Raw genomic sequence first — 23,450 nt, forward strand, 5'->3', positions numbered from 1 at the left:
AATGAAGGGGCACCCCCTCTTCCGCGGGACAAAAGGCCGGGGCCGCAGATACACGGCACGGGCATCCCGCGACGCACCGGGCGAGCGACTGCGATCAAAACGGTGTGGCGGCGGGATCTCACCGGCACGAGCCAAGTCAGCTGCCCTACGGCAGACCCATTCGAATTCTTGACGCAACCAGCCACGACGTTCGTGCGGCGATGCGTGTTGCGGCAGATGCCTACGTGTCCTTGATCGGCCTGTCAATCATTTTAGACTAATCGAATATATAATTTATATCTATGGATTGGGCTACCCGTTGTCCGGTATCATGGCGCCGCCAACAGGCCGTAGAGAGCCTGCCCCAGGCTGATGCAGCCGTCATTGGCCGGTACCGTGCGGTGGCAAAGCGGCAGAAGGCCGGCCGCGCGCAGGGCCTCCGGCAGAAGGAGCGCCAGGGTGCGGTTTTGCAGGACGCCGCCGCTCAGGGCCACGTGGCGGAGGCCGGTTTGGGCCGCCATCTCCCGGGCCAGGGCGGCAAGGCCCGCCACCAGGCCCAGGTGGAAGCGGCGGGCCACCCGGCCGGCCGGAGCGCCGGCGGCGGCGTCGGCCGCGGCCTGGGCGAAAAGGGTGAGGGTATCGAGCCTGACCGGCGTGACGCTCCGGTCGACAGGGCAGTCGTAAGCCCGGGTTTCCGTCGCATCCTGGATCTGTTCCAAGAGGATGGCCGCCTGACCCTCGTAGTCGATGGCCTGGCACAGGCCGAGGCTGGCCGCCACCGCGTCGAAGAGCCGACCGCAGCTGGTGGTGACCGGACAATTGAGGCCTTTTTCGAGCATTTGGCTGATCAAGCCGGCTTCGGCCGCGCGCGTTGCCAGCCAGGGCCAGGGCCGGCCGGCCGGGGTCTTTTCCCCCAGGGCGAAATGGCAGGCCTGGGCCGTGCGCCAGGGTTCGCGCACGGCCGCCTCCCCGCCGGGGAGGCGGATCGGCGCGAAATGGGCCAGCCGGGTATGGCTGCGGGCGCGCGGATCGACGAGCAGGCATTCCCCGCCCCAAAGCGTCCCGTCCTCGCCAAGGCCGGTGCCGTCGAGAGCCAGCCCCAGGACCGGTTCCAGGAGCCGGTGCTCGGCCAGCACGGCATAGATGTGGGCCACGTGGTGCTGGAGCCTAAGCACCGGCCACCGGTCCTGTTCCAGGGCGAACCGCGTGCTCGGATAGTCCGGATGCAGGTCGGCCACGCAGGCTTGGGGCGAGACGCCAAGGACGCCGCACAAGTGGTCCAGGGTCTCCTGGTAGAAGCCGTGCGTCTCCAGGTCGTCCAGGTCGCCGATGTGCTGGCTGACAAAGGCTTGTTTCCCCTTGGTCAGGCAGAGGGTGGCCTTGAGCATGGGCCCGAGGCCGACGACGGCCGGGCCTGAGGCGGGCAGGGCGACTGGCGATGGCACATACCCCCTGGCCCGGCGCAGGACCATGGGGGACGGCTTGATCCCGCCCCGGGCCGCGCCGCAACAGACATCGTCGACTTCCAGGGGTCGGACCACGGAATCGTCGGTACGGATCAGGATGTCACGATTATGAAAGAGAAAGATGTCGGCCAGATCCGCAAGTCTGGCCAAGGCCTCGCGGTTGCCAAGGCTGATGGGCTCGCCGCCGGCGTTGCCCGAGGTCATGACCAGGGCCGGCAGGCGGTCCGGGCCGGCCGCCCGGGCGTAGGCCCCAAGCAACAGGTGGTGGAGCGGCGTGTAGGGCAGCATGACCCCGATCTCGCGGGTGTCCGGGGCGACGTTCGGGGTCAGCCCGCTGTCGGTCCGGGCCGGCAGGAGGGTGATGGGCCGGACGGTTCCGGTCAGAAGCGCCCCGGCCCGCTCGCCGACGCGGCCGAGACGGGCGGCGGTCGGCAGATCCGGGACCATGACGGCGAGCGCCTTGGATGGCCGGCGCTTGCGATGGCGTAGTGTGGCCACGGCCGTTTCGCTGGCCGCGTCGCAGACGAGATGGAAGCCGCCAAGGCCTTTGACTGCGGCCACTTGGCCTTGGGCCAGGGCCTGGGCCAGGGCCGTGACGGCGGCGGGTCCCTCGGCCAGGCGCGTTCCCTGCCCGTCCGCCAGCCAGATCCTTGGGCCGCAGACCGGACAGGCGTTTGGCTGGGCGTGGAAGCGTCGGTCGGACGGATCGGCGTATTCGGCGGCGCAGTCCGGGCAGAACGGAAAGCAGGCCATGGAGGTCGTTTCCCGGTCGTAGGGGACGCGACGGGTGATGGTATAGCGCGGGCCGCAGTTGGTGCAGTTGGTGAACGGGTACTCATGGCGGCGGTTGGCGGGATCGGCCATGTCGGCGAGGCAGTCGGAACAGGTGGCCACATCCGGGCTTATGAGCACGTCATGGCCGGCGCCCGGGGCGCTTTGGACGATGCGGAAGTCCGCCTCGCCGCACGGCGCGGCTCCCGCCTCGCCGTGGCGCAGGATGCGGGCCAGGGGCGGAACCTCGGCCGGCAGGCGTGTGCCGAAGGCCGCAACCGCCCCGGCCGGCCCCTCGACCTCGATGACCACGCCTTCCGGCGTGTTGCGGACAAATCCGGCCAGTCCCAGTTCCCGGGCCAGCCGGTAGACGAAGGGCCGAAAGCCCACCCCCTGGACTTGGCCGGCCACCACGTGGCGGCGACGCGTGTTTGTTGGCATGACGCGCAGGGTACCGGGCTTTGCCCGCGTGTCAACGCCCCCGGTCGCCCCCCCGGCCAAAGGTGACGAGCAGGCTTCGCACCCGGCCCCGGACGAACCGGCTCGGCTCGAAGGCCAGCGGGGCCAGGACCCGGGGCGTCATGAAACCGGCGACGTCGAAGGCATCCGGCGTTTCCATGGGAAAATGCACCTCGTCGGCCCTGCTCCCGGGCAGGTCCAGGGCCAGGGCCTCGCGCCACAACGGAATGCTCTCCGGCGACAGTCCGAGCCGGGCATAGATGGCCGTGTCCAGGGCCACGGGATTGGCGGCCGCCGCCAAAAGGCCCAGGGCAAAGGCCTCGCCGCCGACAGGGCCGGCCTTGTGCATGGCCACCACCCCGTCGAGGAGCGAGGTGGACGGGGGCAGGGCGGCGGAAACGTCGAGGAGCATCCGGGCAAAGCGGCCAAGGCACTTTCCCAGCCGCTGGTGGGCCAAGGATTTGCGAAACCCGCACACGCAGCCGAAAAAATTTTTCACCGCAAGCGTCAGACCCATCTGGTCATGGCATTTGAGCCGGGGCACGTTGACGATGTGGTCCGCCTCAAGGGCCAGACGCGACACCCCGATCGTGCCGCCACCCGAAAGCCGCACCGGCCGCGGACAGTCGAGGCTCGCCACCCGCACCGGCAAATTGGCCAGGGCCTCGGTCAGGCCGGTCAGTCGGGCCACGATGCGGCCCGTGCCAAAAGCCGGTGAATCGGCCACCGTGACCCTTGCTCCGCTTGCGATCAGATGCCGGCAGACGGCCCGTACCACCGATGGATGGGAGCAGGACAGGGAAGGGTTTCGCGGCGCGACCAGGTTGGGTTTGACCAGCACCCGGTCGCCGCGACCCGCCTGGCAGCCGGCCGCCGCCAAGAGCGCGGACACGATCCCGTCAAGGCCGGGATCGTCATATCCGGCCACCCGGCGTAGAAATATAGAATGGGACATGTGGGAAGATGCCTCCGGCGGCCGGGGGGATAATCCCCCCCCGGACCCCCTGGCCTGGGACGGTTTTTGCGACCGACAGCATTGCGGCCGGCCACAAATGTCGATGCCCCGCCACTTACCCACCCGGCTCCATCGCCGTACTCCCCGTCGGGGAGGGGCCGGGAGGGGGTCACCCCCTCCCGGCCGCCGGAGGCATCTTTTCTTTCTGCTCTGCCTTCCTGCCTACGCGCCGACTTTTTTCAAAACTTCGCGCATGAAGTCCGGCAGGTCGTCGGGTTGGCGGGAGGTGATGAACTGGCCGTCCACGACCACGGATTTGTCCTCGTAGAGGGCGCCGGCATCCTTGAGTTCGTCGACCACGGTCTTGTAGCAGGTGGCGTGGCGGCCCCGCAACAGCCGGGCCGTGATCAGGATCTGGGGACCATGGCAGATGGCGGCGATGGGGATGCCGGAGGAGGCGAAGTCGTTGGCGATGTCGATGACCTTCGGCAGGGTGCGCAGGGTGGCCGGGGCCTTGCCGCCCGGCAGCACGAGCAGACTGTAGCCGCAGGAACCGGCGGACTCCACGTCGTCCACGGCCAGATTGGCCGAGAATGTGACGCCGTGCTTGCCGGCGAATTCACCGGCCTGGGGCGCGGCCACGTCCACGGTGAATCCGGCTTCCCGCAGGCGGTAGAGCGGATAAAAAAGTTCGCTGTCTTCGACGTTGTCGGCGGAAACGATGAGTGCTTTTTTGGCTTGCATGGCGTCCTCTCACGTCTTTGAGGATGGACCGACGAAAGTATCGATCCTGCCCCAAGCCTATGCAGCAAGTCGCCGGCCATGGCAACCGAACCCGGACCAGGGCACACGGATGGATGTCAGGATGCCATGTCCGGAGACCCGCCATCGCCGCGGATGCGAGAGGCGAGAAGCCCTACATGCCGATATCGTCGTCGCAGCACAGCGGAAAGATCCGCATGTTCGGGTAGACGCCCTTGAAGCCGCCTTCCACGTAGGGCTGGATGAGGTTGTAGGTGATGTTTTTGGTCTTCTGGGCATGGCCCAGGTTCTGCTGGCCGCCGTCGAAGTAGGCGCCGTTGGCTTCCAGGATGTGGTGGATGCGGTTCTGGAAGGCCCGGATGAAACGGCCGCCGTTGCCGGTGAAGGTCATGGGACCGATGGCGGCCTCGCCGTCGACCTTGGCGAAGTCGTCGATGGAGACCGACTGGGTGGCCAGATCCCCGGGTCGGGTGACGTGCCCCCAGACCACGTGGCGCGGCGGGATGTCCACGGGTTCGGCCAGGTCCACGATGGAGTGGGGCAGGACGACGGACCCTTCGCCCACGGTCAGGGGCGCTTCCGCCGTGCCGCGCAGGAAGGAATTGAAGCCCACGAACACGTTTTTTCCGAGCCGGCTGCCGATGATCTTGGCGCCGTGGGCCGTGACGTCGTAGCCTTCAAGTACGGAATCGACCACGTAGCTGTTTTCCTGGGCGTTGGCCCCTTTGCCGAGGTGGGCGTTTTCCAGGTAGGCCCGTTGGGCCACCAGCACGTTTTCCCCGATGCTCGTCTCGCCCTTGACCACGGCGTAGCGCGAGACAAAGGAGCCCGGAGCGTAGGTCTCGGGCCGGGAGGCGTAAAGGAAGCCGAAGACCCGCTCGAAATCGCGCTTCCTGCCTTCGACGAAGTCCATGAACACGCCCTTGGCCCGCTCGCCAGGCGCGATGGAAACGTACTTGGCCAGGACCTCCGGATCGTAGCGGTAGCTGAACTCGTCGCCGGCCTTGTTGCGGATCCAGATATGGCCCGGGTCCACGATGGAGGGCTGGAGGTCGCAGACCTGGACGTAGGCAAAGGCCCCAATGGAGGTGTTTTGCACGGTGCACAGGTCGATGGTGGCAAAAGGCCCGAGAAACGAGCCCATGACCGGGGCCCCGTGGATGTTGGCGTAGGACAGGGCCACCGTGTTTTTGATGACAAATTCTTCCGGGAACTCGGGGTCGTGGCTGAAACTGTGGATAAGGGCCTTGTGGAGGAAACTGTCAATGATCTTGATGACTTCGTCGTTGTGCAGGCGCAGGCAGACGCCGTCGACACTGAAACCGTTGGTCACGGATTTGAGCTCGTCGCCCCGGACATCGCATTTGTAGAGGACCGAATGCTGGACGTCGCACTTGCCGAAGAAATAGGAGCCGGCCAGCGAAGAGCACTGGAAATTGAAAAAAAGGGGATGTTCGGTGGTAATACCGTAAAAAGCGTAGAACTGGGCATAGTTGTCCTGGGGCACGGCACCGTGGACGTAGGGTCCGACATCGATGGCGCTGCGCCGCAGGTTGATGTTGGCCCGGGCGATGACGTTTTCCAGGATGCGCTGCAACTGCTTCATTATCTCGCCTCCACAGGACCGGTCGCATCGTTTGGGCCATTGGACCAGCGCGGTTTTTGGGCCGCCCGGGACAGGGCCTTGCGCACCACCTCCAGCAGCAGGTGGATGTCGCAGGGTTTGCTCAAGTATTCGGAGGCCCCGAGGCGTTGGCCTTCCAGGGCGTACTCCACGGTCGGATAGCCGGTGACGATGATGGATTCCAGTTCCGGGCGCAGGGCTTTGAGCGCGGCCAGGGTCTCGATGCCGTTGAGGCCCGGCATGTTGACGTCAAGGACGGCCACGGCCACGGCCGGGTCGCCCCGCACGATCTCGAGCGCTTCCTCCCCGGAGGCCGCGGTCAGGACGGAGAGACCCTGGCCGGTCAGCCAGCTCGACAGGGCGAAGCGGAGGTTTTCCTCGTCATCGACCAACAGGACGGTTTTCATGGTCATGCTCCCCCGTCCGTGGCTTCGGCGCGGGCAAGCGCCTCCAGCACCCGGGCATGGAGTTCTTCCATGTCGCAGGGCTTGGTCAGGAATTCATACGCCCCCAGGCGCATGCCCTCCAGTGCCCCCTCCACGGACGGATAACCGGTCAGGAGGAGCGCCTCGACATCCGGGCGCAGGGCTTTGAGTTCCCGCAGGGTCTCCAGGCCGTCCAGGCCGGGCATGTTGATGTCAAGGACGGCCACGCCGACGTCCGGGGCGTCCCGCAGGACGGCCAGGCCCTCTTCGCCCGAGGAAGCCGTTTTGACGGCCAGTCCCCGTGCGGACAGGCGTTTGGCCAGGATGGCCGTGAGGCCGGCCTCGTCGTCCACCAGAAGCACCGTTTTTCCCGCCATGGATCGCTTGCTCCCGATTTCACAATTTCGTCTTCGCATACCGTGTTCCGGCAAAAGCTTCAAGGAGTATCATGGGAGGGGCCGGGTTTGGCCGTCCAAGGGGCCAGGAACGGTTGCAAAACCGGGTTTCCCTGGTAGAAGGGGCCATGGAGGCCGCCATGGAGCCCAAAGCCAACCGCCTGATCACCGAAAAGAGTCCCTATCTCCAGCAACACGCCCACAACCCCGTGGACTGGTACCCGTGGGGGGAAGAAGCCTTTGCCCTGGCTAGGGCCGAGGACAAGCCCATCTTTCTGTCCATAGGCTATTCCACCTGCCACTGGTGCCACGTGATGGAGCACGAATCCTTCGAGGACGAGGATATCGCGGCGCTCATGCGGGCCACGGTGGTGGCCGTCAAGGTGGACCGGGAGGAGCGGCCGGATCTCGACAACCTCTACATGACCTTCTGCCAGGCCCTGACCGGCCGGGGCGGCTGGCCGCTCAACGTCTTCCTGACCCCGGACGGACAGCCTTTTTTCGCGGGCACCTATTTTCCCAAGGAGTCGGGTTTTGGCCGCACCGGCATGCGCGAACTCCTGCAACGGGTCCATATGGCCTGGACGAGCAACCGGCAGGCCGTGATCGGCAACGCCACCCAGATCCTGGACGCGGTCCGGAGCCAGCTCGAGGCCCGGGACGCGGGCGAGACGGCCGAGCCCGGCGAAGCCCAGCTCGACGCGGCCCGAAACGAACTGGCCGCCGCCTACGACGCGGCCAACGGCGGCTTCGGCGGGGCTCCGAAATTTCCCTCCCCGCACAACCTCCTCTTTCTCCTGCGCGAGTTTCGCCGCACCGGCCGAGAGGAAAATCTGGCCATGGTGACGGCCACCCTGGACGCCATGCGCCGGGGCGGCGTCTTCGACCAGATCGGGCTGGGGCTCCACCGCTACAGCACCGACGCCCACTGGTTCGTGCCGCATTTCGAAAAGATGCTCTACGATCAGGCGCTCACCGCCATGGCCGCGACCGAGGCGTATCTCGCGACCGGAGACGCGGAGTGGCGGCGGATGGCCAGGGACATTTTCGAATACGTCCACCGCGACCTGACAGGGCCGGACGGGGCCTTTTACAGCGCCGAGGACGCGGACAGCGAAGGGGTCGAGGGCAAGTTCTACGTCTGGACGGAAAGCGAAATTCGGGCCGTGCTGGCCGGGGACGAGGCCGGGCTTTTCATGGACGTCTACGGCATCGCCCCGGGCGGCAACTTCCACGACGAGGCCACGGGGCAGGCCACGGGCGCCAACATTCCGTTCCTGGAGGAGCCGATTGCGGCCGTTGCCGGGAAAAAGGGCCTGGGGCCGGCGGAACTCGCTTCCCGCCTGGAGCGGAGCCGGGAGCTGCTTCTGGCTGCCCGGCAAAAGCGGGTGCGCCCGCTTTGCGACGACAAGGTGCTGACCGACATGAACGGGCTCATGATCGCCGCCCTGGCCAAGGCCGCCCGTGCCTTCGACGACGAGGAACTGGCCGGCCGGGCGAAACGGGCTTCGGATTTCCTGCTTGCAAAAATGCTGCTGCCGGACAGTCGGCTGCTTCACCGGCTGCGCCTCGGCGAGGCGGCCGTGACGGGCATGCTCGACGACTATGCCTTTCTGGCCTGGGGGCTTCTCGAACTCTACCAGACCGTGTTCGATCCGGCCTATCTGGCCCAAGCCGTGGCCCTGGCCAAGGCCATGGTCCGGCACTTCGGAGACGCGGCCGGCGGATTGTTCCTGACCCCGGACGACGGCGAGGCCCTGCTCCTGCGCCAAAAGACCTATTACGACGCGGCCATACCGTCCGGCAACAGCGTGGCCTTTCTGGTTCTCACCACGCTGTACCGGCTGACCGGAGAGAAGTCCTTCATGGAGGAGGCGAGCAGGCTGGCCCGGGCCGCCGGGCCCTGGGTGGCCGGCCATCCCTCGGGCTTCACCTTTTTCCTGTGCGGGCTGTCCCAGATGCTGGCCCCGTCGGCCGAGGTGACCATTGCCGGCGATCCTGACGCGCCCGACACCCACGCCCTGGCCCGGGCCCTGTTCGAGCGGTACCTGCCCGAAGTGGCGGTGGTCCTGCGGCCGGCCGGGGAAGAGCCGAACGACGAACCGGACATCGTGGCCCTGGCCCCCTTCACCCGGTTCCAACTGCCCATGGGAGACCGGGCCGCGGCCCACGTTTGCCGGGCCGGGTCCTGCCAGCCGCCGACCCCCGATCCCGCCGCCATGCTTGCCCTGCTGGACAAGGGGAAACCCGGGGCTGCCGGCGGCTAGGGGCCGCCCCGGGGAAAGTCCTCTCGTCGAATTTAGCGCAGGGCCCGGCGGCTCCGGGCCCCGGGCAGGGCGGCGCGGGATCCTGCTGTGCCTGGGGCCGGGCCGCCTTGCATCTCCTGGACCATGGCGTTGAGTTCCTGGGCCTGCTGGGCCAGATCGGCCACGGCCTGGGCCGACTGGCGCAGGGCGTCCATGGTTTCGGAGGCAATCCGGTTGACCTCTTCCACGGACCGGTTGATCTCCTCGCTGGCGGCGGACTGTTCCTCCGAGGCCGTGGCGATGGAGCGGACCTGATCGGTGCTCTGGTCCACATTGGCCACGATCTCGGCCAGGGCCTCGCCCGAGGCCTGGGCCAGGCCGGTGGCCTCCTCGATGTTTTTGACCGTGCGGTCCACGGTATCGATGTTCTTGCGGGTACCGCTTTGGATCTGCATGATGGCGTCGCCCACTTCCTTGGTGGCGGTCATGGTCTTCTCGGCCAGCTTGCGGACCTCGTCGGCGACCACGGCGAATCCCCGGCCGGCCTCGCCGGCCCGGGCCGCCTCAATGGCGGCATTGAGGGCCAGCAGGTTGGTCTGGTCGGCGATGTCGGAAATGACGTTCATGATGTGGCCGATGCCCTCGGCCTGCTGGCCGAGCGTGGTCATGTCGGCCTTGAGTTCCAGGGACTGGTTTTGGACCTGTCCGATGCCGGCTACGACCCTGCCGACGATGGCCGCGCCTTCCTGGGCCTTGTTCTTGGCCCGCTCGGAGGTGTCCGTGGCCTCTGAGGCGTTCCTGGCCACTTCGAGAACCGTGGCGTTCATTTCCTCCATGGCGGTCGCGGTTTCCGCCAGGCGGCGGGACTGGTGGTCCGCGCCCTGGCTCGACTGTTCGATCTGGGCCGAGAGCTGCTCCGAAGCCGAGGACACGATATGGACCACCGAGGACAGGCGGTCGGCGGCTTGGAGCATGCCTTCGGCCTTGGCGTTTTCGGCCTGGACCCGGGCTTCTTCGGCCGCCTGGGTGGCGGCTCTGGCCTTTTGGGCCTCCTCGGCCGCTTCGGCGGTCTTCTTGTCGGCCTCGGCAATCTTCTGTTTGAGATTCGCCACCATTTGCTTCAGCACGGCAAAGACACCGCCCTCGCCGGTATGCTCCTTGAACCGCATGTCCATTTCCCCGGCCGCGATGCGGCTGGCCATCTCGAAAAGGTAGCCCGGGTCCTCGCCGAGCTGGCGGGAGACGCCGCGAATGATGATCAGGCAGACGGCGACCCCGAGGAGTGTGGCGCCGACAAGCAGGCCGATGAGGACGATGCGGCCCTGCTTATAGGCCATGTTGCCGTTGTTTGCCGAAGCGGCGGCGCCTTTCCTGTTGATGTCCACGAGCCTGGCCAGATCGTCCAGGGCGGCGTTGAAGATCTGGCGTGATTCGCCTTCGGTCAGCTTCTTGGCTTCGGCATTCAGGTTTTTCCGGGACAGATTCAGAACTTTTTCCGAAACCGACCAATAATTATCCAGCGTATCCTGGAGATGCTGGTATATCCGCCTTTCATCATCGTTGCTGATCAGTTGTCCGTATTGCGTAAGGGCCGTTTTCAGGTCCTGTTTCGCTTGGACCAGCTTGCTCTCATACTCCTGTATGCCGGCATCGTCCGTGGACATGACATGCAGCAGTTCCCACCGGCGGTATGTCTGGAACTGGTGGTCCACGTCGGAAATGCTATCTACGCTCGGCAGCCAGTTGGTGGCCAGCTCCGTCACGTTGCCGTTGATGTGGCCAAGCAGGAACAGCGCCGTGACGTTGCCCCCGACCTGCAGGGCGATGAGGAGTCCGAAAGCGACGATCAATTTTGTGGCAAGGCGCATGGTGGAACGCATAGGGGCTCCTCGTGCGGACACGGCGCAGACCGGCTGCGGAAAAAGAGCCGGCGTGGCCGCGCCGTCGCCGGCCGGGAAAAGCGCGAACAGCCGGCAGGGACGGCGGGTTGGGGGCGACATGCGTACGTCAGCCAAGAGCCAACGCGCCAGGATGAGGCGAGGAAACCGGGCGGCGGAAGGATACGGAGCCAAAGCGTACGTTAAACGCCGTCTTCCCGCAACAGGGTGGGCCGGGGACAGGGAACGGGCGGGCGGAAAAGCCGTCTGATATGGGACGAACGACTGGGGGCCCTTGAGCTCGACGCCGGCCTGGGCTACACCCGGGCGAATTCGTTTCGGGAGGTTGCCTTGGGCAAGATCAACGCGGAGAAACTGACGCCGAATCCGGAGTTCGACCTCTTTTTATACTTGAAGGTCTCGGGCGTGGCCAAGGTCGAGCAGCACTTGTGCGATCTGTGTGAAACCCACTGGGACGCCTTCAAGGAACACCTCAAGGGCTACCGTTTCGCCGCGCCCGGGTCCAAACGGGGAGTGGTCATTTTTTTCCTGGAGCCCGCCGCCGAAGGGCTGGTCGAGGAGGCCTGGGCCCGGTCGCCGTCCGAAGGCTTCGCCCTGCACAACCTGGCCGTGTCCATGGTCATGGGCGCGGCGGCCGAGGCCGTGCCCGAGATCGAGGCCGGCGCCTGCGCCCCCCTGCCCACCCCCGACCGGGACCTCAAGCGCCGCCTGGAACGCCTCGGGCTCGTCTGGAACGAGGCCGGCACCGTCAGCGTCCAGTACGCCGTCATGACCCATGCCCCGTACTGCGGCGGCTGCGCCGTGTGCCACCTGCGCGCCTCCTGTCCCAAAAGCGATATCCCGCGCGGCTAGGGCGGTTTTTCCCCTTAGCGCGTGGCCGTGAATTCCTTTTCGCCCACCACATCCTCCAGAGCCGCCAGATCGGCCAGGGCCTTGGCCGTAACGAGCCGCTTCTGGCCCATGGCCAGGGCCACGGCCTCGATATTGGTGTTCTGGCGGGAAAGGCCGAGCACCTCCTGGGTCACGCGCCGGAAGTCGGCATAGGCCGCCTTGGCCTCGGCCAGCAGGGCGGCGTCGGCGTCCGGCGGCAGAAGGCCGGACAGGCGGTCGAGGGCGGCTGCGGCCCGGGCGTTTTGCCGGTTCATGGCCGCCTCCAGGGTGTCCATGCCGGCGGAAGAGCTTTCCGCGATATGCTGCGTGTGCAGGGAAAGGATGGAAAGCCCGGCCGTGACCACGCGCAGGGCCTCCCGGCCGGCCGGGCAAGAGGGGCCGTCGATGATCGGCGTCAGGGCCCGCTGGAGCCGGCTGATGGCCAGGGCAGCTTCCGTGCGCGACAGGGCCGTGGCTTGCAGGTTGGTGTTGCGGCCGGCCAGCCCCAGCAGCGTGGCGTCCACGGCTTCGATCTGGGCGAAATCGGCGGCAACGGCCGAAAAGCCTTCGGTTTCCTTGGCATTGGCGTCCGCGCGGACAAGATCCCCGAGGCGGGCCAAATCCTTGGCGCAGCCGGCCATGGCGTTCCTGGCCTTGGCCAGAAACATCCTGCCGTCGGATTGGACGGAAGACAGCAAGGCGTTTTTCTCCAGGTCAACGGCCGTCAGCAGGCCGTAGCGCAGGGCCGCGATCAGGCGCTGCTTGTCCCGAAGCGCCTTGACGTTATTCCGCACGTCCCCACCGGAGCATCCGGCCAGACAGCAAACAAGGACCGCCAGGACGGCGAGGATCGCGGCAACGGATCGGAAACGGAGGAAGCGGGCTGGGAAAGGCATACGTTCTCCTTATCCGGAAGGGTCCTACGCCTTGTACCTCCGGTGCCGCCGGGGGACAAGACGTCCGGCTCCAGGAGATGCAAAAAGAACGGCCGCGACAGACGTCGCGGCCGTTGTGCTTGGCAAGCTGGGCAGGGGCTATTTGCGCTTCAGGCGCTCGGCCAGATATTCGGCCACGTGACGGACCTCGAAGGAGGTGCCGTCGCGTTCGAAGCCGCCCCGGATCTGCATGATGCAGCCCGGACAGTCGGTGGCCATGGCCGTGGCGCCGGTGGCCTTCAGGTTGTTGATCTTTTTCTGGAGCAGTTCCTTGGACAGTTCCGGGAACTTGACCGAGAAGGTGCCGCCAAAGCCGCAGCACACGTCCTCTTCCTCGGCCGGCAGGTATTCCATGCCCGCGTCCCGCAAAAGCGCCCTCGGGGCCTCGGTCACGCCAAGTCCCCGGCACAGGTGGCAGGGCGCGTGGTAGGTGACCTGTTTGGACGGGCCGGCAAAGGACTCTTCCGTCAGGCCGAGGATGTCCCGGACGAAGGAACTGAAGTCCATGACACGGTGGGCGAACTGGGCCGCCTTGAAGGCCATGGCCGGGTCGTCCTTGAAAAGGCGCTTGTAGCCGTGCTTGAGGTACGAGGCGCACGAGGCGCACAGGGTGACGATGTAGTCGAAGCCCTGGGCGTCGATGGCGTTCATGTTGTGGGCGGCCAGTTCCCGGCCGGCCTTTTTTTCGCCCATCATCATGAGCGGCAGGCCGCAGCAGGACTGGCCCATGGGATACTCCATGGACACGCCTTTCTTGCTGGCAATGACCGCCACGGCGGCCTCCATCTGCTCGGGATAGACAAAGTCCTGCACGCAGCCCGAGAAAAGGGCCACCTTGAGGTCGGCGTTCTCGACCCGGGGCCTGATCTTCTCCCACCGGTCCCGGAAGGCCTCGTCGGCGATGGCCGGCAGGGCCCGGAAGTCCTGGTCCTTGAACAGGAACATGGGCAGATGGCGCAGATAGGGCGTGCCACCGGTGAGGGGCTTTTGCACCAGACGCGCGGACTTGAGCATGGCGTGAAAGAGCGTGCGGTTTTTAAGGAGCGCCCCCGTGGCCGAGGAATAGAGCGGATGGCCTTCCTCGTCCTGAATGCGGGCGTGCACTTCCTTGATGAGCGTCGGCAGGTCGATGCCGGCGGCGCAGACAGCCTTGCAGGCCCCGCAGTTGAGGCAGTTCTGGACCAGGTTTCTGGCCTTTTCCCGACCGTGGAAGAAGTAGGTGGCAACCAGCCCGATGGCCCCGATGTAGACGTGGCCGTACTTGTGGCCGCCGACCACCCGGTAGATGGGGCAGACGTTGGCGCAGGCCCCGCACCGGATGCAGCGCAGCACCTGCTTGAATTCCGGATCCCTGGCCATGGCCAGGCGGCCGTTGTCCAGGAAGACCACGTGGTGGACCTTCTTGCTCCCAGGGCCGACGGCCGTGGGCACCGCGCCCGTGATCCAGGTGACGTAGGAGGTGATGGCCTGGCCGGTGGCGTTTTTGGGCAGGCATTTGATGATGCGAAGGGCGTCGTGGAGTGTGGGCGCGAGCTTGTCGATGCCGGCCAGGGCCACGTGGACCCGGGGCAGGGTGGTGGTCAGCCGGCCGTTGCCCTCGTTGGTGATGATGCCGATGGTGCCGGTGGCGGCAATGGCGAAGTTGGCGCCGGAGATGCCCATGTCGGCCTGGCAGAATTTGGGGCGCAGTTCCCGGCGGGCCACCTTGACCAGCTTCTGGATGTCCACGTCCTGCTGCTTGTGGGTGACCTCGGTAAACAGGTCGGCCACCTGGTAGCGGGAGAGGTGGATGGCCGGCATGACCATGTGGGACGGGCCTTCCTGGCGCAGCTGAATGATCCATTCGCCGAGGTCCGTTTCCGTCACTTCCAGGCCCTCGGCCTCGAGGTGGTGGTTGAGGTGGGTCTCCTCGGCGGTCATGGACTTGGATTTGACGATGGTCTTGACGCCGTTTTCCTTGGCGATCCGGGCGATGATCTCGTTGGCCTCGCGGGCCGTGGCCGCGAGATGGACCGTGGTGCCGGCGGCTTCGGCGTGTCGCTTGAACTCCTCGAAGAGTTCCTGGAGATGGTCCACGGCCTCGTCCTTGGCCGCAGCGATTTCGGCGATCAGCTCCGGAGCGTCGATGCCGGCAAAGGCATTGGCCCGGGAAGTGCGGTAGGCCACGGCGAACTTGTCCAGGGCCTGGCGCTGAAAGTCGTTTTCCAGGGCCTCGCGCAGCTGCTTGCGGTATTCCTTGAGGGTGCAGGCGTCTTGCATCTAGTTGTCCTCCAACACGAGGATATGCAGTTCGAGCGGGCCGTGCACGCCAAGGGCCAGCACGCGTTCGATGTCGGCGGTGCGGCTCGGGCCGGTGATGAACGCCGTGTAGTCCGGTTGCTGCATCCACTCGACGAGCCTCGGCTCGAGATCATAGGAATCGGCCACGATGACCGAAGCCGGCAGGATGGCGATGTGGGTCTCGGCGATCATGGTGGCCAGCCGGACCTCCTCGTTGGCGGAACGAAGGACGATGGTGCCGGTTTCGGCGATGCCGGCATCGGCCATGGTGAGCGCGATGTCGATGCCGCCGAGGCGGTCGCGCATGCCGTCCGTGATGACGGCGATGCCGCGCTCGTCGCAAAGGCTCCGGAGCTTCGCCACTGCGTCGGCGGGCATGGCCGGGGCGCAGATGATTTTTTGCTGCTTGGTCTCGCACAGGGTGGCGGCCGTTTGGGACAGCGGCTCCGCGCACCCGGAGACGAGGATCTGGCAGGCGTCCTTGTTGGCGCAGACGTCGGCCACATAGGCCAGCGCCTCTTCCATGGAGGCCACGGAACGGACATCAGCCGACACAAGGCCGGCTTTCTCCTTCAGACGGTCGACCAGGGGATTTGGAGTCGACATGGAAACCTCTCTTTCGGACCTGGGAAGCGGGTCGGGCGGCCGCGCCCGGGGCGCGGCCGCCCGACCCGTGGAAGGGCAGGGGTTAGGGAAGCATCCACTTCAGGGCGTAGGCCTGGAGCAGGGTCAGCACGGCGACGAAGCCGAGCATGGCCAGGGAGTGGGGCAGGGTGAAGCGGAAGATGTCGCCTTCCTTGCCAACCATGTTCGAGGCCGCGGTGGCCACGGAGATGGACTGGGGCGAGATCATCTTGCCGGTAACGCCGCCCGAGGAGTTGGCGGCCACGGTCAGGTGCGGATCGACGCCGATCTGCTGGGCCGTGGTCTTCTGGAGCGAACCGAACAGGGCGTTGGACGAGGTGTCCGAACCGGTCAGGAACACGCCCAGCCAGCCAAGGATCGGCGAGAAGAACGGGAACAGCGCACCCGTGGCGGCAAAGGCCAGACCCATGGACGAGCTCATGCCCGAGTAGTTCATGATGTAGGCCAGGCCCAGGATCATGGCGATGGTGGCGATGGGCCAGCGCAGCTGCTTGATGGTGCGAATCAGGCAGGCAAAGCCCTTGCCGAAGCCGTAGCCAGGCATGAAGAGGATGGAGATCAGACCGGCAAACAGGATGGCCGTGCCCGGAGTGGACAGCAGGTTGAGGTTGAAAACGGCCGGATACGGGGTATCCGTGGCCACGACGGGGGCGGACTTCATGACCAGGTTATGCAGGCCCGGCCATTCGAACTTCATGAAGAAGATCTTGTCCAGGATGGCCTTGAAGGAATCGATGCCCCAGAAAAAGACCATGATGGCCAGGATGATGTAGGGAAGCCAGGCGCGGAAGATCTCGCCACCGGAGAATTCCGAGGCCACAGCGCGCTGGGAGGCCGGCGCCTCGTCCGGGAAGTGCCAGGTCTGCTTGGGTTTCCAGACCTTGAGGAACAGGCCGAGGCCAATAATGGTGACGATGGCCGAGATGATGTCGGGCAGGTAGGGGCCGACGAAGTTGGAAACCAGGAACTGGGAACCGGCGAAGCAGACGCCGGCAATGATGACGGCCGGCAGGATTTCCATGGTGCGCTTGAAGCCGCACATGGTGACCGAGATCCAAAGCGGAACAATGATCGACAAAAACGGCAACTGGCGGCCGCAGATGGCGCTGATCTTCATCATGTCGAGGTCGGTGACCTTGGCCGCGACCACGATGGGGATGCCGATGGCGCCGAAGGCCACCGGGGCGGTGTTGGCGATCAGGCAGATACCGGCGGCGTAGAGCGGGTTGAACCCGAGGCCGACCAGCATGGCCGCGGTGATGGCGACCGGGGTGCCAAAGCCGGCCGTGCCCTCGATGAACGAGCCGAAGGCGAAGGCGATGAAGATGGCCTGGAGCCGACGGTCGTCGGTGATCTGGGCCAGGGAGTTCTTGATGATGTTGAACTCGCCGGACTCGACGGTCATGTTGTAGACCCAGATGGCCGTGATGACGATCCAGACAATGGGGAAGATGCCGAAGGCGGCGCCGTAGAGGGTGGCGTCAACAGCAAGCCCCACAGGCATGCCCCAGGCCACGATGGCCAGGATGACGGCCGCGAGCGTGGCCGCGAACGCCGCCTTGTGGCCGGCCATGCGTTTGACGGCCAGCATGTAGAAAAGCATGTACAGCGGAATGCCTGCCACCAGCGCGGACAGACCCACGCTGCCAAGCGGTTGGTACTGTTGGACCCACGTCATGTTCTTTCGCTCCTTCGGGTTGATAATTAACCATCCGCTCCCGTTCCCGCGGCACGGCAACGGGTGCAGGCCAAACGCGCTCCTTTCGCCGGTATCCCGGGGCAACGCGGCCGCCTCGGTCCGCGTTGCCCCGGAAGGTGGTTAGAGTCCCAGATTCCTTTTGAGGGCCGCCAAGTTGACGGCCTGCTGCACGAGCTTGGTGCCGTGCTCGATGCGCGATTTATCGCGCAGTTTTTCCCGGGTCAGCATGAGCTCCATTTTCTTGGCCACGGTGAAGGTGTCGTCGCGCACCACGATGACCGGCACGCCCTTGTCCTCGGCCTTGGCCAGGATGATGTCGTTGGGATAGAGGTTGCCGGTCAGAATGAGCGCGGCGCAGCCGCCTTCGAGGGCCACCAGCTGCAGGTCCGCCCGGTCGCCGCCGCACAGGATGGCGACGTCCTTGTGACGCTTGAAGAAGGTGACGAAGTTTTCCACCTGCATGGTGCCGATCAGGAAGTTGACGACCAGGTTGTCGGTGCGCCCGCCCGAGGAAATCATCCGGCCGCCGAGGCCGTGGGCCAGATCGCCGGCCCGGACCGCGAACATGATGGGATCGTGGGGAATGATACCGAGCACGTCCACGCCGCGGCGCTTCAAAAACGGGGTGATGAGCGTTTCGGCTTCCTCGCGGAAGTGTTCGGGCACGTCGTTTAGGATGACGCCGGCCAAGTCGTCGCCAAGGGCCTCCTTGGCCGCGGCTAGGTAGTCGTAGTTGTATTCCTGGAGGTAGCGGTCGACGAGGACGACCTTGGCCCCGAGGGCCTGGGCCACGGAGATGCCGTCCACGCCGCAGTACTTGCCGGAGTAGAGGAAGCTGCCCGAGCCGCCGACCAGCATCAGGTCCTTGTCGGCCGATAGCTTCTTGTAGCTGTCGACGATGCCGGGCAGGAGGTTGGCGCAGTCTTCGAGGAAGGCCCGCATGCGGAAGTCCCGGGTGATGACCACGGGCGTGACCAGGGACGGGGTTTCGGAGAGGCCCAAAGCCTGCTGCATGAAATGGGCGTCTTCGTCGCCGATCTGGTTCTCGATCTTGTGGGGCACGGCGCCGACGGGTTTCATGTAGCCGACCCGGTGGCCTTCGCGCTGAAACTGCTGCCCCAGGGCCAGGGTGACGAGGTTTTTACCCGAGAATCCCTGCGTGGACCCGATATAGAGACCGATCATATGATTGTTCCTCCTGGGTTCGTATTAGGCGGAAAGGGTGATGCGCACGTCGGCCACCACGGCCTTTTCGGCATTGACCAGCACCGGATTGAACTCTGCCTCCTGGATCTCCGGGAAGTCCAGGGAGAGTTCGGACATCGTGAGCAGGATGTCCTCGATGGCCTGGAAGTTGATCGGCGGCTCGCCGCGCACCCCTTTGAGCAGCATGTAGGACTTGATCTCGCGGATGATGGCCTTGGCGTCGTCACGGCCGAGCGGGGCCAGACGGAAGGCGATGTCTTTTAGGATCTCCACGTAGATGCCGCCGAGGCCGAACATCAGAAGCGGACCGAACTGGTCGTCGCGCTTGAAGCCGATGATGATTTCCTTGCACCCCTTGGGGGCCATTTCCTGGACCAGACAGCCGGCGATGTAGGCTTCGGGACGCAGGCGCTGGGCCCGGGCCGTGATGTCGAAAAACGCGTTCCGGACAGCCTCGGCGTCGGGCAGGTTCACCTTGACGCCGCCGACGTCGGATTTGTGCGAGATCTGGGGGGAGGCGATCTTTAAGACCACCGGATAGCCGATCTTGTCGGCTCCGGCCACGGCCTCGTCCGACGATCGGGCGAGCACCGTGTTGGGCGTCGGCAGGTTGTAGGCGCGCAGCACTTCCTGGGCCTGGAATTCGACCACTTCGGTCGCGCCCTTGGCCCGGGCCTCGTTGATGACGAGCCTGGCCTTCTGGCGGTTGCGCTTGATGGTCGGGTACTCCTGGGCCGGGGTCTGGCGCCACAGGTAGTACTTGTACATGGTTTCGATGCTGGCAATCAGCGGCTCGGGATAGATGGAGCAGGGGATGCCGGCGTCGTTGAGCATCTGTTGGCCGGGACGGGTGCGCATGCCGCCCATGTAGTTGACGAAGATGGGCTTTTTGGTGGTCTTGGCCACGTCGATGATGGCTTGCGCCGTTTCCATGATCTCGGCCGAGGCGGTCGGGGTCAGGAGCACCAGGATGGAGTGGACCTGGGGATCGTCGACCACCACTTCGAGGGTCTTCCTGTAGCGCTCGGCCGGAGCGTCGCCGATCAGGTCGATGGGGTTGTAAAGCGAGGCGTAGGGGGGCAGGAATTCCTTCAGGCGGTCGATGGTGGCGTTGCTTAAGCGCGCCATATTGATCAACTGGGATTTTTCCGTGGCGTCGGCGGCCAGGATGCCGGGGCCGCCGGAGTTGGTGACCACGCACAGGCCGGGTCCCTCGGGCAGGGGCTGGGTGGAGAAGGCCTGGGCCAGGTCGAAGAGCGTGGCCATGTCTTCGGCCCGGATGACGCCGGTCTTGCGGAAGGCGGCGGAGTAGGCGGCATCCGAGCCGGCGATGGCGCCGGTGTGGGAGGAAGCGGCCTTGGCCCCGGCCGTGGTCGTGCCGGACTTGATCATGATGACCGGCTTTTCACGGGTAATTTTGGCGGCCTCCTCGATGAAGGCCGCGCCGTGTTCGACGTTTTCTATGTACCCGAGGATGACCTTGGTGTCGGGGTCGGTGCGGAGAAACTCCAGCATGTTGGCTTCGTTGATGACGGCCTTGTTGCCGAGAGAGATGAACTTCGAAAAGCCCACGTTCTCACCCAGGGCCCAGTCGAGGATGGCGGTGCAAAGGGCGCCTGACTGGGAGAAAAAGGCGATGGAGCCTTCCTTGGGGTAGCCGGCGGCGAAGGAGGCGTTGTTGTGGTTCTGGGTGCTGATAAGACCCAGGCAGTTGGGGCCGACCATGGCCACGTCGTTGGCCGTGCAAAGCTCGATAAGCTTTTGCTCCAGGACGTAGCCTTCCTTGCCCACTTCCTTGAAGCCGGCCGTGATGATGATCACGGACCTGACTTTCCTGGCGATCAGCGCCTCCACGGACGGCACCACCGCGCCGACCGGGACAACGATGACGGCCAGATCGAGGCCTTCGGGCAGGTCCTCGATGCGCTTGGTCACGGGCAGACCCAGGATTTCGTCGGCCTTGGGATTGACGGGAATAAGCGTGCCCGTATACCCCGCATCCTGCATGTTGGCGACCACCGTATGGCCGACCTTGCCCGGCGCTGCCGAAGCGCCGATGACGGCTACGGTTTTGGGCGCAAACAGCGCTTGGATATTGTCTTTCAAACTCATTCGGCTACCTCGCTCGCCAGTTTTGGTGCGACCAGGCTAACGCCTGGCCAGGGTCTCCGCGTAGATCTCCACCGGATGCCGGATGGCCAGCTGGTCACCGGCCTGGGACAGCATGTCGCCTATCTGCAGCATGCAGGCCGGGCAGCTCGTGGCCACCACGGAGGCACCCGTGGCCACGATATTGTCCCGCTTGCGTTTGCCGATCCGCTTGGAAAGGTCGTAATGCTGCAAGGTGAAGCTGCCGCCGGAACCGCAGCACGAATCCGCGCCCTCCATCTCGATGAGCCGGTAGCGCGGGTTGGTCGCGATAAGGGCCCTGGGCTCGGCGGATATGCCCAGGGATTTCTTGAGGTGGCAGGGATCGTGGTAGGTGACCGTGGTCTCGTCGCCGCCGGAGGCGCCGGCGAGGGCGGAGACACCCACGTCCTGGATCAGAAAGGCGCTTATGTCCTTCACCTTGGCGGCCAGCTCCCGGATCTTGAACCGGGTGGTCTCGGGCAGGTTCTCGGCCATAAGCGGCCACAGCTTCTTGATGGTCGAGGTGCAGGTGGCGCAGGGCGTCACCAGCACGTCGAAGTCATGGTCGCCGAAAAGGGCCATGTTGCTGGCCACCAATGCCTCGAAGGTCTCCCGGTCGCCGGAGGACAGGGCCGGGATGCCGCAGCAGGCCTGGCCGTGAGGCATGTAGACCCCGACGCCGTGGTGGTCGAAGACCGTCAGGGCGGCGTCGGCGATGCGCGGGAACATCTTGTCCACCACGCAGCCGTAGAAAAAGGCCACCTTCTTGCCGGAAAAGCCCCGGGGCGCGTCCCGTTCCGCCACCTTCGCGTGCAGCGGCGTACCGGCCAGGGGCGCGAAATGGCGGCCCCCGATCAGGTCGGAGAAGACCCGCGAGCACGAGGAGCCGATCATGTCGTTGACCGGCCGGGTGAAGATGCCCTGGAACTTGGCCGCGATGGCCAGGACCGAGTCAAAGAGCCGAGGATTTTTGAGAAGTCCCCGGAAAATGGCCTTCTTGACCGGGGGCAGGCCGTAGTAGCCGGTCAGGAAGGCGCGGGCCTTGAGGAAAATGTCCAGGGCCTTGACGCCGCTCGGGCAGTTGGCCTGGCACGAGCCGCACAGGAGGCAGGCGTCCAGGCGCTCCTTGACGCCGGCCGGGTCCTTTATGACCTCGTCGGCCAGGCATTCGAGCAGGGCGATCTTGCCCCGGGCCACGTGGCCTTCAAGCCCGGTTTCGGCGTACAGCGGACACACGGCCTGGCACATGCCGCAGCGCATGCAGGCCACCAACTGGTCGTCGATCTGCTTGAGAAGCCGTACGAGCTCTTGCATCTCGCTCATGTCATTCCCCCGTGATCTTGCCGGGATTGAGAATACCCTTGGGATCCAGGGCCTTTTTAAGCTTTTGGGCGTAGAGGATGGAACCCTTGCCGACTTCCTTGATCATGTACTTGGACTTGGCCGTGCCGATGCCGTGCTCGCCGGACAGCGTACCGCCAAGGGACAGGGCCACGTCGAAGATCTCGTCGATGGCCGCCTCGACCCGCTTGAATTCCTCATGATCCCGTTTGTCCGTGAGGATGGTCGGGTGCAGGTTGCCGTCGCCGGCATGGCCGAAGGTGCCGATGGTGAGCCGGTACTTGGCCGCGATCTTTTCCAGGGCCCCGACCATGGCCGGGATCCGGGAACGGGGGACGGTCGCGTCCTCGAGTACCGTGGTCGGGCGGACCCGGGCCAGGGCGGACAGGGCGGCCCGGCGGGCCTCCCAGACCTTGTTGCGCTCGGCCGCGTCCTTGGCCACCTGGATGCGGGTGGCGCCGACGCGGCGGCATATGGCCTCGACCTCGGCCGCCTCGTCCTCGACCTGGGCCGGATGGCCGTCCACTTCGATCAAGAGCAGGGCCTTGGCGTCGGTCGGCAGTCCGGCGTGGGCGAAGTCCTCCACGGTCTTGATGGTGAAGTCGTCCATGTATTCGAGGGTGGCGGGCACGATTTTGGCCGCGATGATGGCGGCCACGGTCTCGGAGGCTTTGCCCAGGTCGTCGAAGATGGCCATCATGGCCTTGCTGGCCTTGGGCGGGGGCACGAGCTTCAGGATGATCTCGTTGAAGACGCCAAGGGTGCCTTCGGAGCCGACCATGAGGCCGTGCAGGTTCATGCCGGTGACGCACTTGACGGTGCGCGACCCGGTTTTGACCAGCTCGCCGTCCACGTCATAAAGGCTCATGCCCATGACGTAGTCCTTGGTGACCCCGTATTTCAGGCCGCGCAGGCCGCCGGCGTTTTCCGCCACGTTGCCGCCGATGGTGGACACGGCCTGGCTGCCCGGATCGGGCGGGTAGAAAAGGCCGCGCTTGGCCACTTCGGCCGCGAATTTTGCCGTTACCACGCCGGTCTGGACCACGGCGTACATGTCGGCTTCGTTGATCTCGATGATCTTGTTGAGGGCTCCGGTCAGAGCGACCACCCCCCCCACGGAGGGGATGGTGCCGCCGGAGAGGTTCGTGCCGGAGCCGCGTACGGTCAGCGGCAGACCCAGCTCGTTGCAGGTTTTCACCACCCGTCCCAGGGCTTCGGGCGTCTCGGGGCGAACGGCCAGGGCCGGGAGTTTGGGCGGCAGGACCGCCGCATCGTAGGAATAGGCGTGTCGGTCCACCTCGCTGGCCAGGACGTTGTCCTTGCCGACGATTTCCTCGAACTTCTGGGACAGGTGGTTATCCATT

At 65.5% G+C, this 23,450-nt stretch carries 17 protein-coding genes; 2 read left to right on the forward strand and 15 right to left on the reverse strand.

Features of this window, described 5'->3' with window-relative positions:
- Positions 1-308: 308 nt before the first annotated feature.
- The 6 genes from hypF to DFW101_RS03400 form a co-directional block, all read right to left on the reverse strand.
- Positions 309-2,657, reverse strand: a complete 2,349-nt coding sequence (gene hypF / locus DFW101_RS03375) for a carbamoyltransferase HypF (protein ID WP_009180125.1) — start codon at positions 2,655-2,657, stop codon at positions 309-311.
- Between the two features lie 31 nt (positions 2,658-2,688).
- A complete protein-coding gene (locus DFW101_RS03380; protein WP_009180126.1) occupies positions 2,689-3,630 on the reverse strand; it encodes a DUF362 domain-containing protein in 942 nt (313 codons plus the stop codon).
- Between the two features lie 222 nt (positions 3,631-3,852).
- Complete coding sequence (locus tag DFW101_RS03385; RefSeq protein ID WP_009180127.1) at positions 3,853-4,374, reverse strand: type 1 glutamine amidotransferase domain-containing protein; 522 nt, start codon at positions 4,372-4,374, stop codon at positions 3,853-3,855.
- A gap of 172 nt (positions 4,375-4,546) precedes the next feature.
- Positions 4,547-5,998, reverse strand: coding sequence for a transferase (locus DFW101_RS03390; protein ID WP_009180128.1), 1,452 nt, complete (start codon positions 5,996-5,998; stop codon positions 4,547-4,549).
- Positions 5,998-6,429, reverse strand: a complete 432-nt coding sequence (locus DFW101_RS03395) for a response regulator (RefSeq protein ID WP_043642641.1) — start codon at positions 6,427-6,429, stop codon at positions 5,998-6,000. The genes DFW101_RS03390 and DFW101_RS03395 overlap by 1 nt, the downstream gene beginning before the upstream one ends.
- Positions 6,426-6,818 carry a response regulator gene (locus tag DFW101_RS03400; protein WP_009180130.1) on the reverse strand — a complete coding sequence of 131 codons (393 nt, stop codon included), beginning with the start codon at positions 6,816-6,818 and terminating at the stop codon, positions 6,426-6,428. Before DFW101_RS03400 ends, DFW101_RS03395 begins: the two co-directional genes overlap by 4 nt.
- 158 nt (positions 6,819-6,976) lie before the next feature.
- On the opposite strand from DFW101_RS03400, the gene DFW101_RS03405 reads away from it, so the two are divergent.
- A complete protein-coding gene (locus DFW101_RS03405; protein WP_043643151.1) occupies positions 6,977-9,103 on the forward strand; it encodes a thioredoxin domain-containing protein in 2,127 nt (708 codons plus the stop codon).
- A 32-nt stretch (positions 9,104-9,135) separates the two neighbouring features.
- On the opposite strand, the gene DFW101_RS03410 is transcribed toward DFW101_RS03405, so the two are convergent.
- A complete protein-coding gene (locus DFW101_RS03410; RefSeq protein ID WP_009180132.1) occupies positions 9,136-10,962 on the reverse strand; it encodes a methyl-accepting chemotaxis protein in 1,827 nt (608 codons plus the stop codon).
- A gap of 348 nt (positions 10,963-11,310) precedes the next feature.
- Here DFW101_RS03410 and DFW101_RS03415 point away from each other — a divergent pair, with 348 nt between their 5' ends.
- Complete coding sequence (locus DFW101_RS03415) at positions 11,311-11,832, forward strand: hypothetical protein (RefSeq protein WP_009180133.1); 522 nt, start codon at positions 11,311-11,313, stop codon at positions 11,830-11,832.
- 14 nt (positions 11,833-11,846) lie between these two features.
- On the opposite strand, the gene DFW101_RS03420 is transcribed toward DFW101_RS03415, so the two are convergent.
- The 8 genes from DFW101_RS03420 to DFW101_RS03455 form a co-directional block, all read right to left on the reverse strand.
- Positions 11,847-12,644: a hypothetical protein gene (locus DFW101_RS03420; RefSeq protein WP_232286136.1), complete on the reverse strand. Its 798-nt coding sequence runs from the start codon at positions 12,642-12,644 to the stop codon at positions 11,847-11,849.
- A gap of 240 nt (positions 12,645-12,884) precedes the next feature.
- Entirely contained in the window at positions 12,885-15,044 is a 2,160-nt protein-coding gene (ldhH, locus tag DFW101_RS03425) for an L-lactate dehydrogenase (quinone) large subunit LdhH (protein WP_009180135.1), read from the reverse strand.
- Positions 15,045-15,671: a LutC/YkgG family protein gene (locus tag DFW101_RS03430; RefSeq protein WP_009180136.1), complete on the reverse strand. Its 627-nt coding sequence runs from the start codon at positions 15,669-15,671 to the stop codon at positions 15,045-15,047.
- 82 nt (positions 15,672-15,753) lie between these two features.
- On the reverse strand, positions 15,754-17,388 hold the full coding sequence (locus tag DFW101_RS03435) for an L-lactate permease (RefSeq protein WP_009180137.1): 1,635 nt from the start codon (positions 17,386-17,388) through the stop codon (positions 15,754-15,756).
- Positions 17,389-17,529: 141 nt separating this feature from the next.
- A complete protein-coding gene (locus DFW101_RS03440) occupies positions 17,530-18,594 on the reverse strand; it encodes a phosphotransacetylase family protein (RefSeq protein WP_009180138.1) in 1,065 nt (354 codons plus the stop codon).
- Positions 18,595-18,618: 24 nt separating this feature from the next.
- Entirely contained in the window at positions 18,619-20,727 is a 2,109-nt protein-coding gene (locus tag DFW101_RS03445; protein ID WP_009180139.1) for an acetate--CoA ligase family protein, read from the reverse strand.
- A gap of 36 nt (positions 20,728-20,763) precedes the next feature.
- Complete coding sequence (locus DFW101_RS03450; RefSeq protein ID WP_009180140.1) at positions 20,764-22,068, reverse strand: (Fe-S)-binding protein; 1,305 nt, start codon at positions 22,066-22,068, stop codon at positions 20,764-20,766.
- A 1-nt stretch (position 22,069) separates the two neighbouring features.
- Entirely contained in the window at positions 22,070-23,449 is a 1,380-nt protein-coding gene (locus DFW101_RS03455) for an FAD-binding oxidoreductase (protein WP_009180141.1), read from the reverse strand.
- Position 23,450 lies beyond the last annotated feature (1 nt).

This window comes from Solidesulfovibrio carbinoliphilus subsp. oakridgensis, from assembly GCF_000177215.2.
Taxonomy (GTDB): domain Bacteria; phylum Desulfobacterota; class Desulfovibrionia; order Desulfovibrionales; family Desulfovibrionaceae; genus Solidesulfovibrio; species Solidesulfovibrio carbinoliphilus.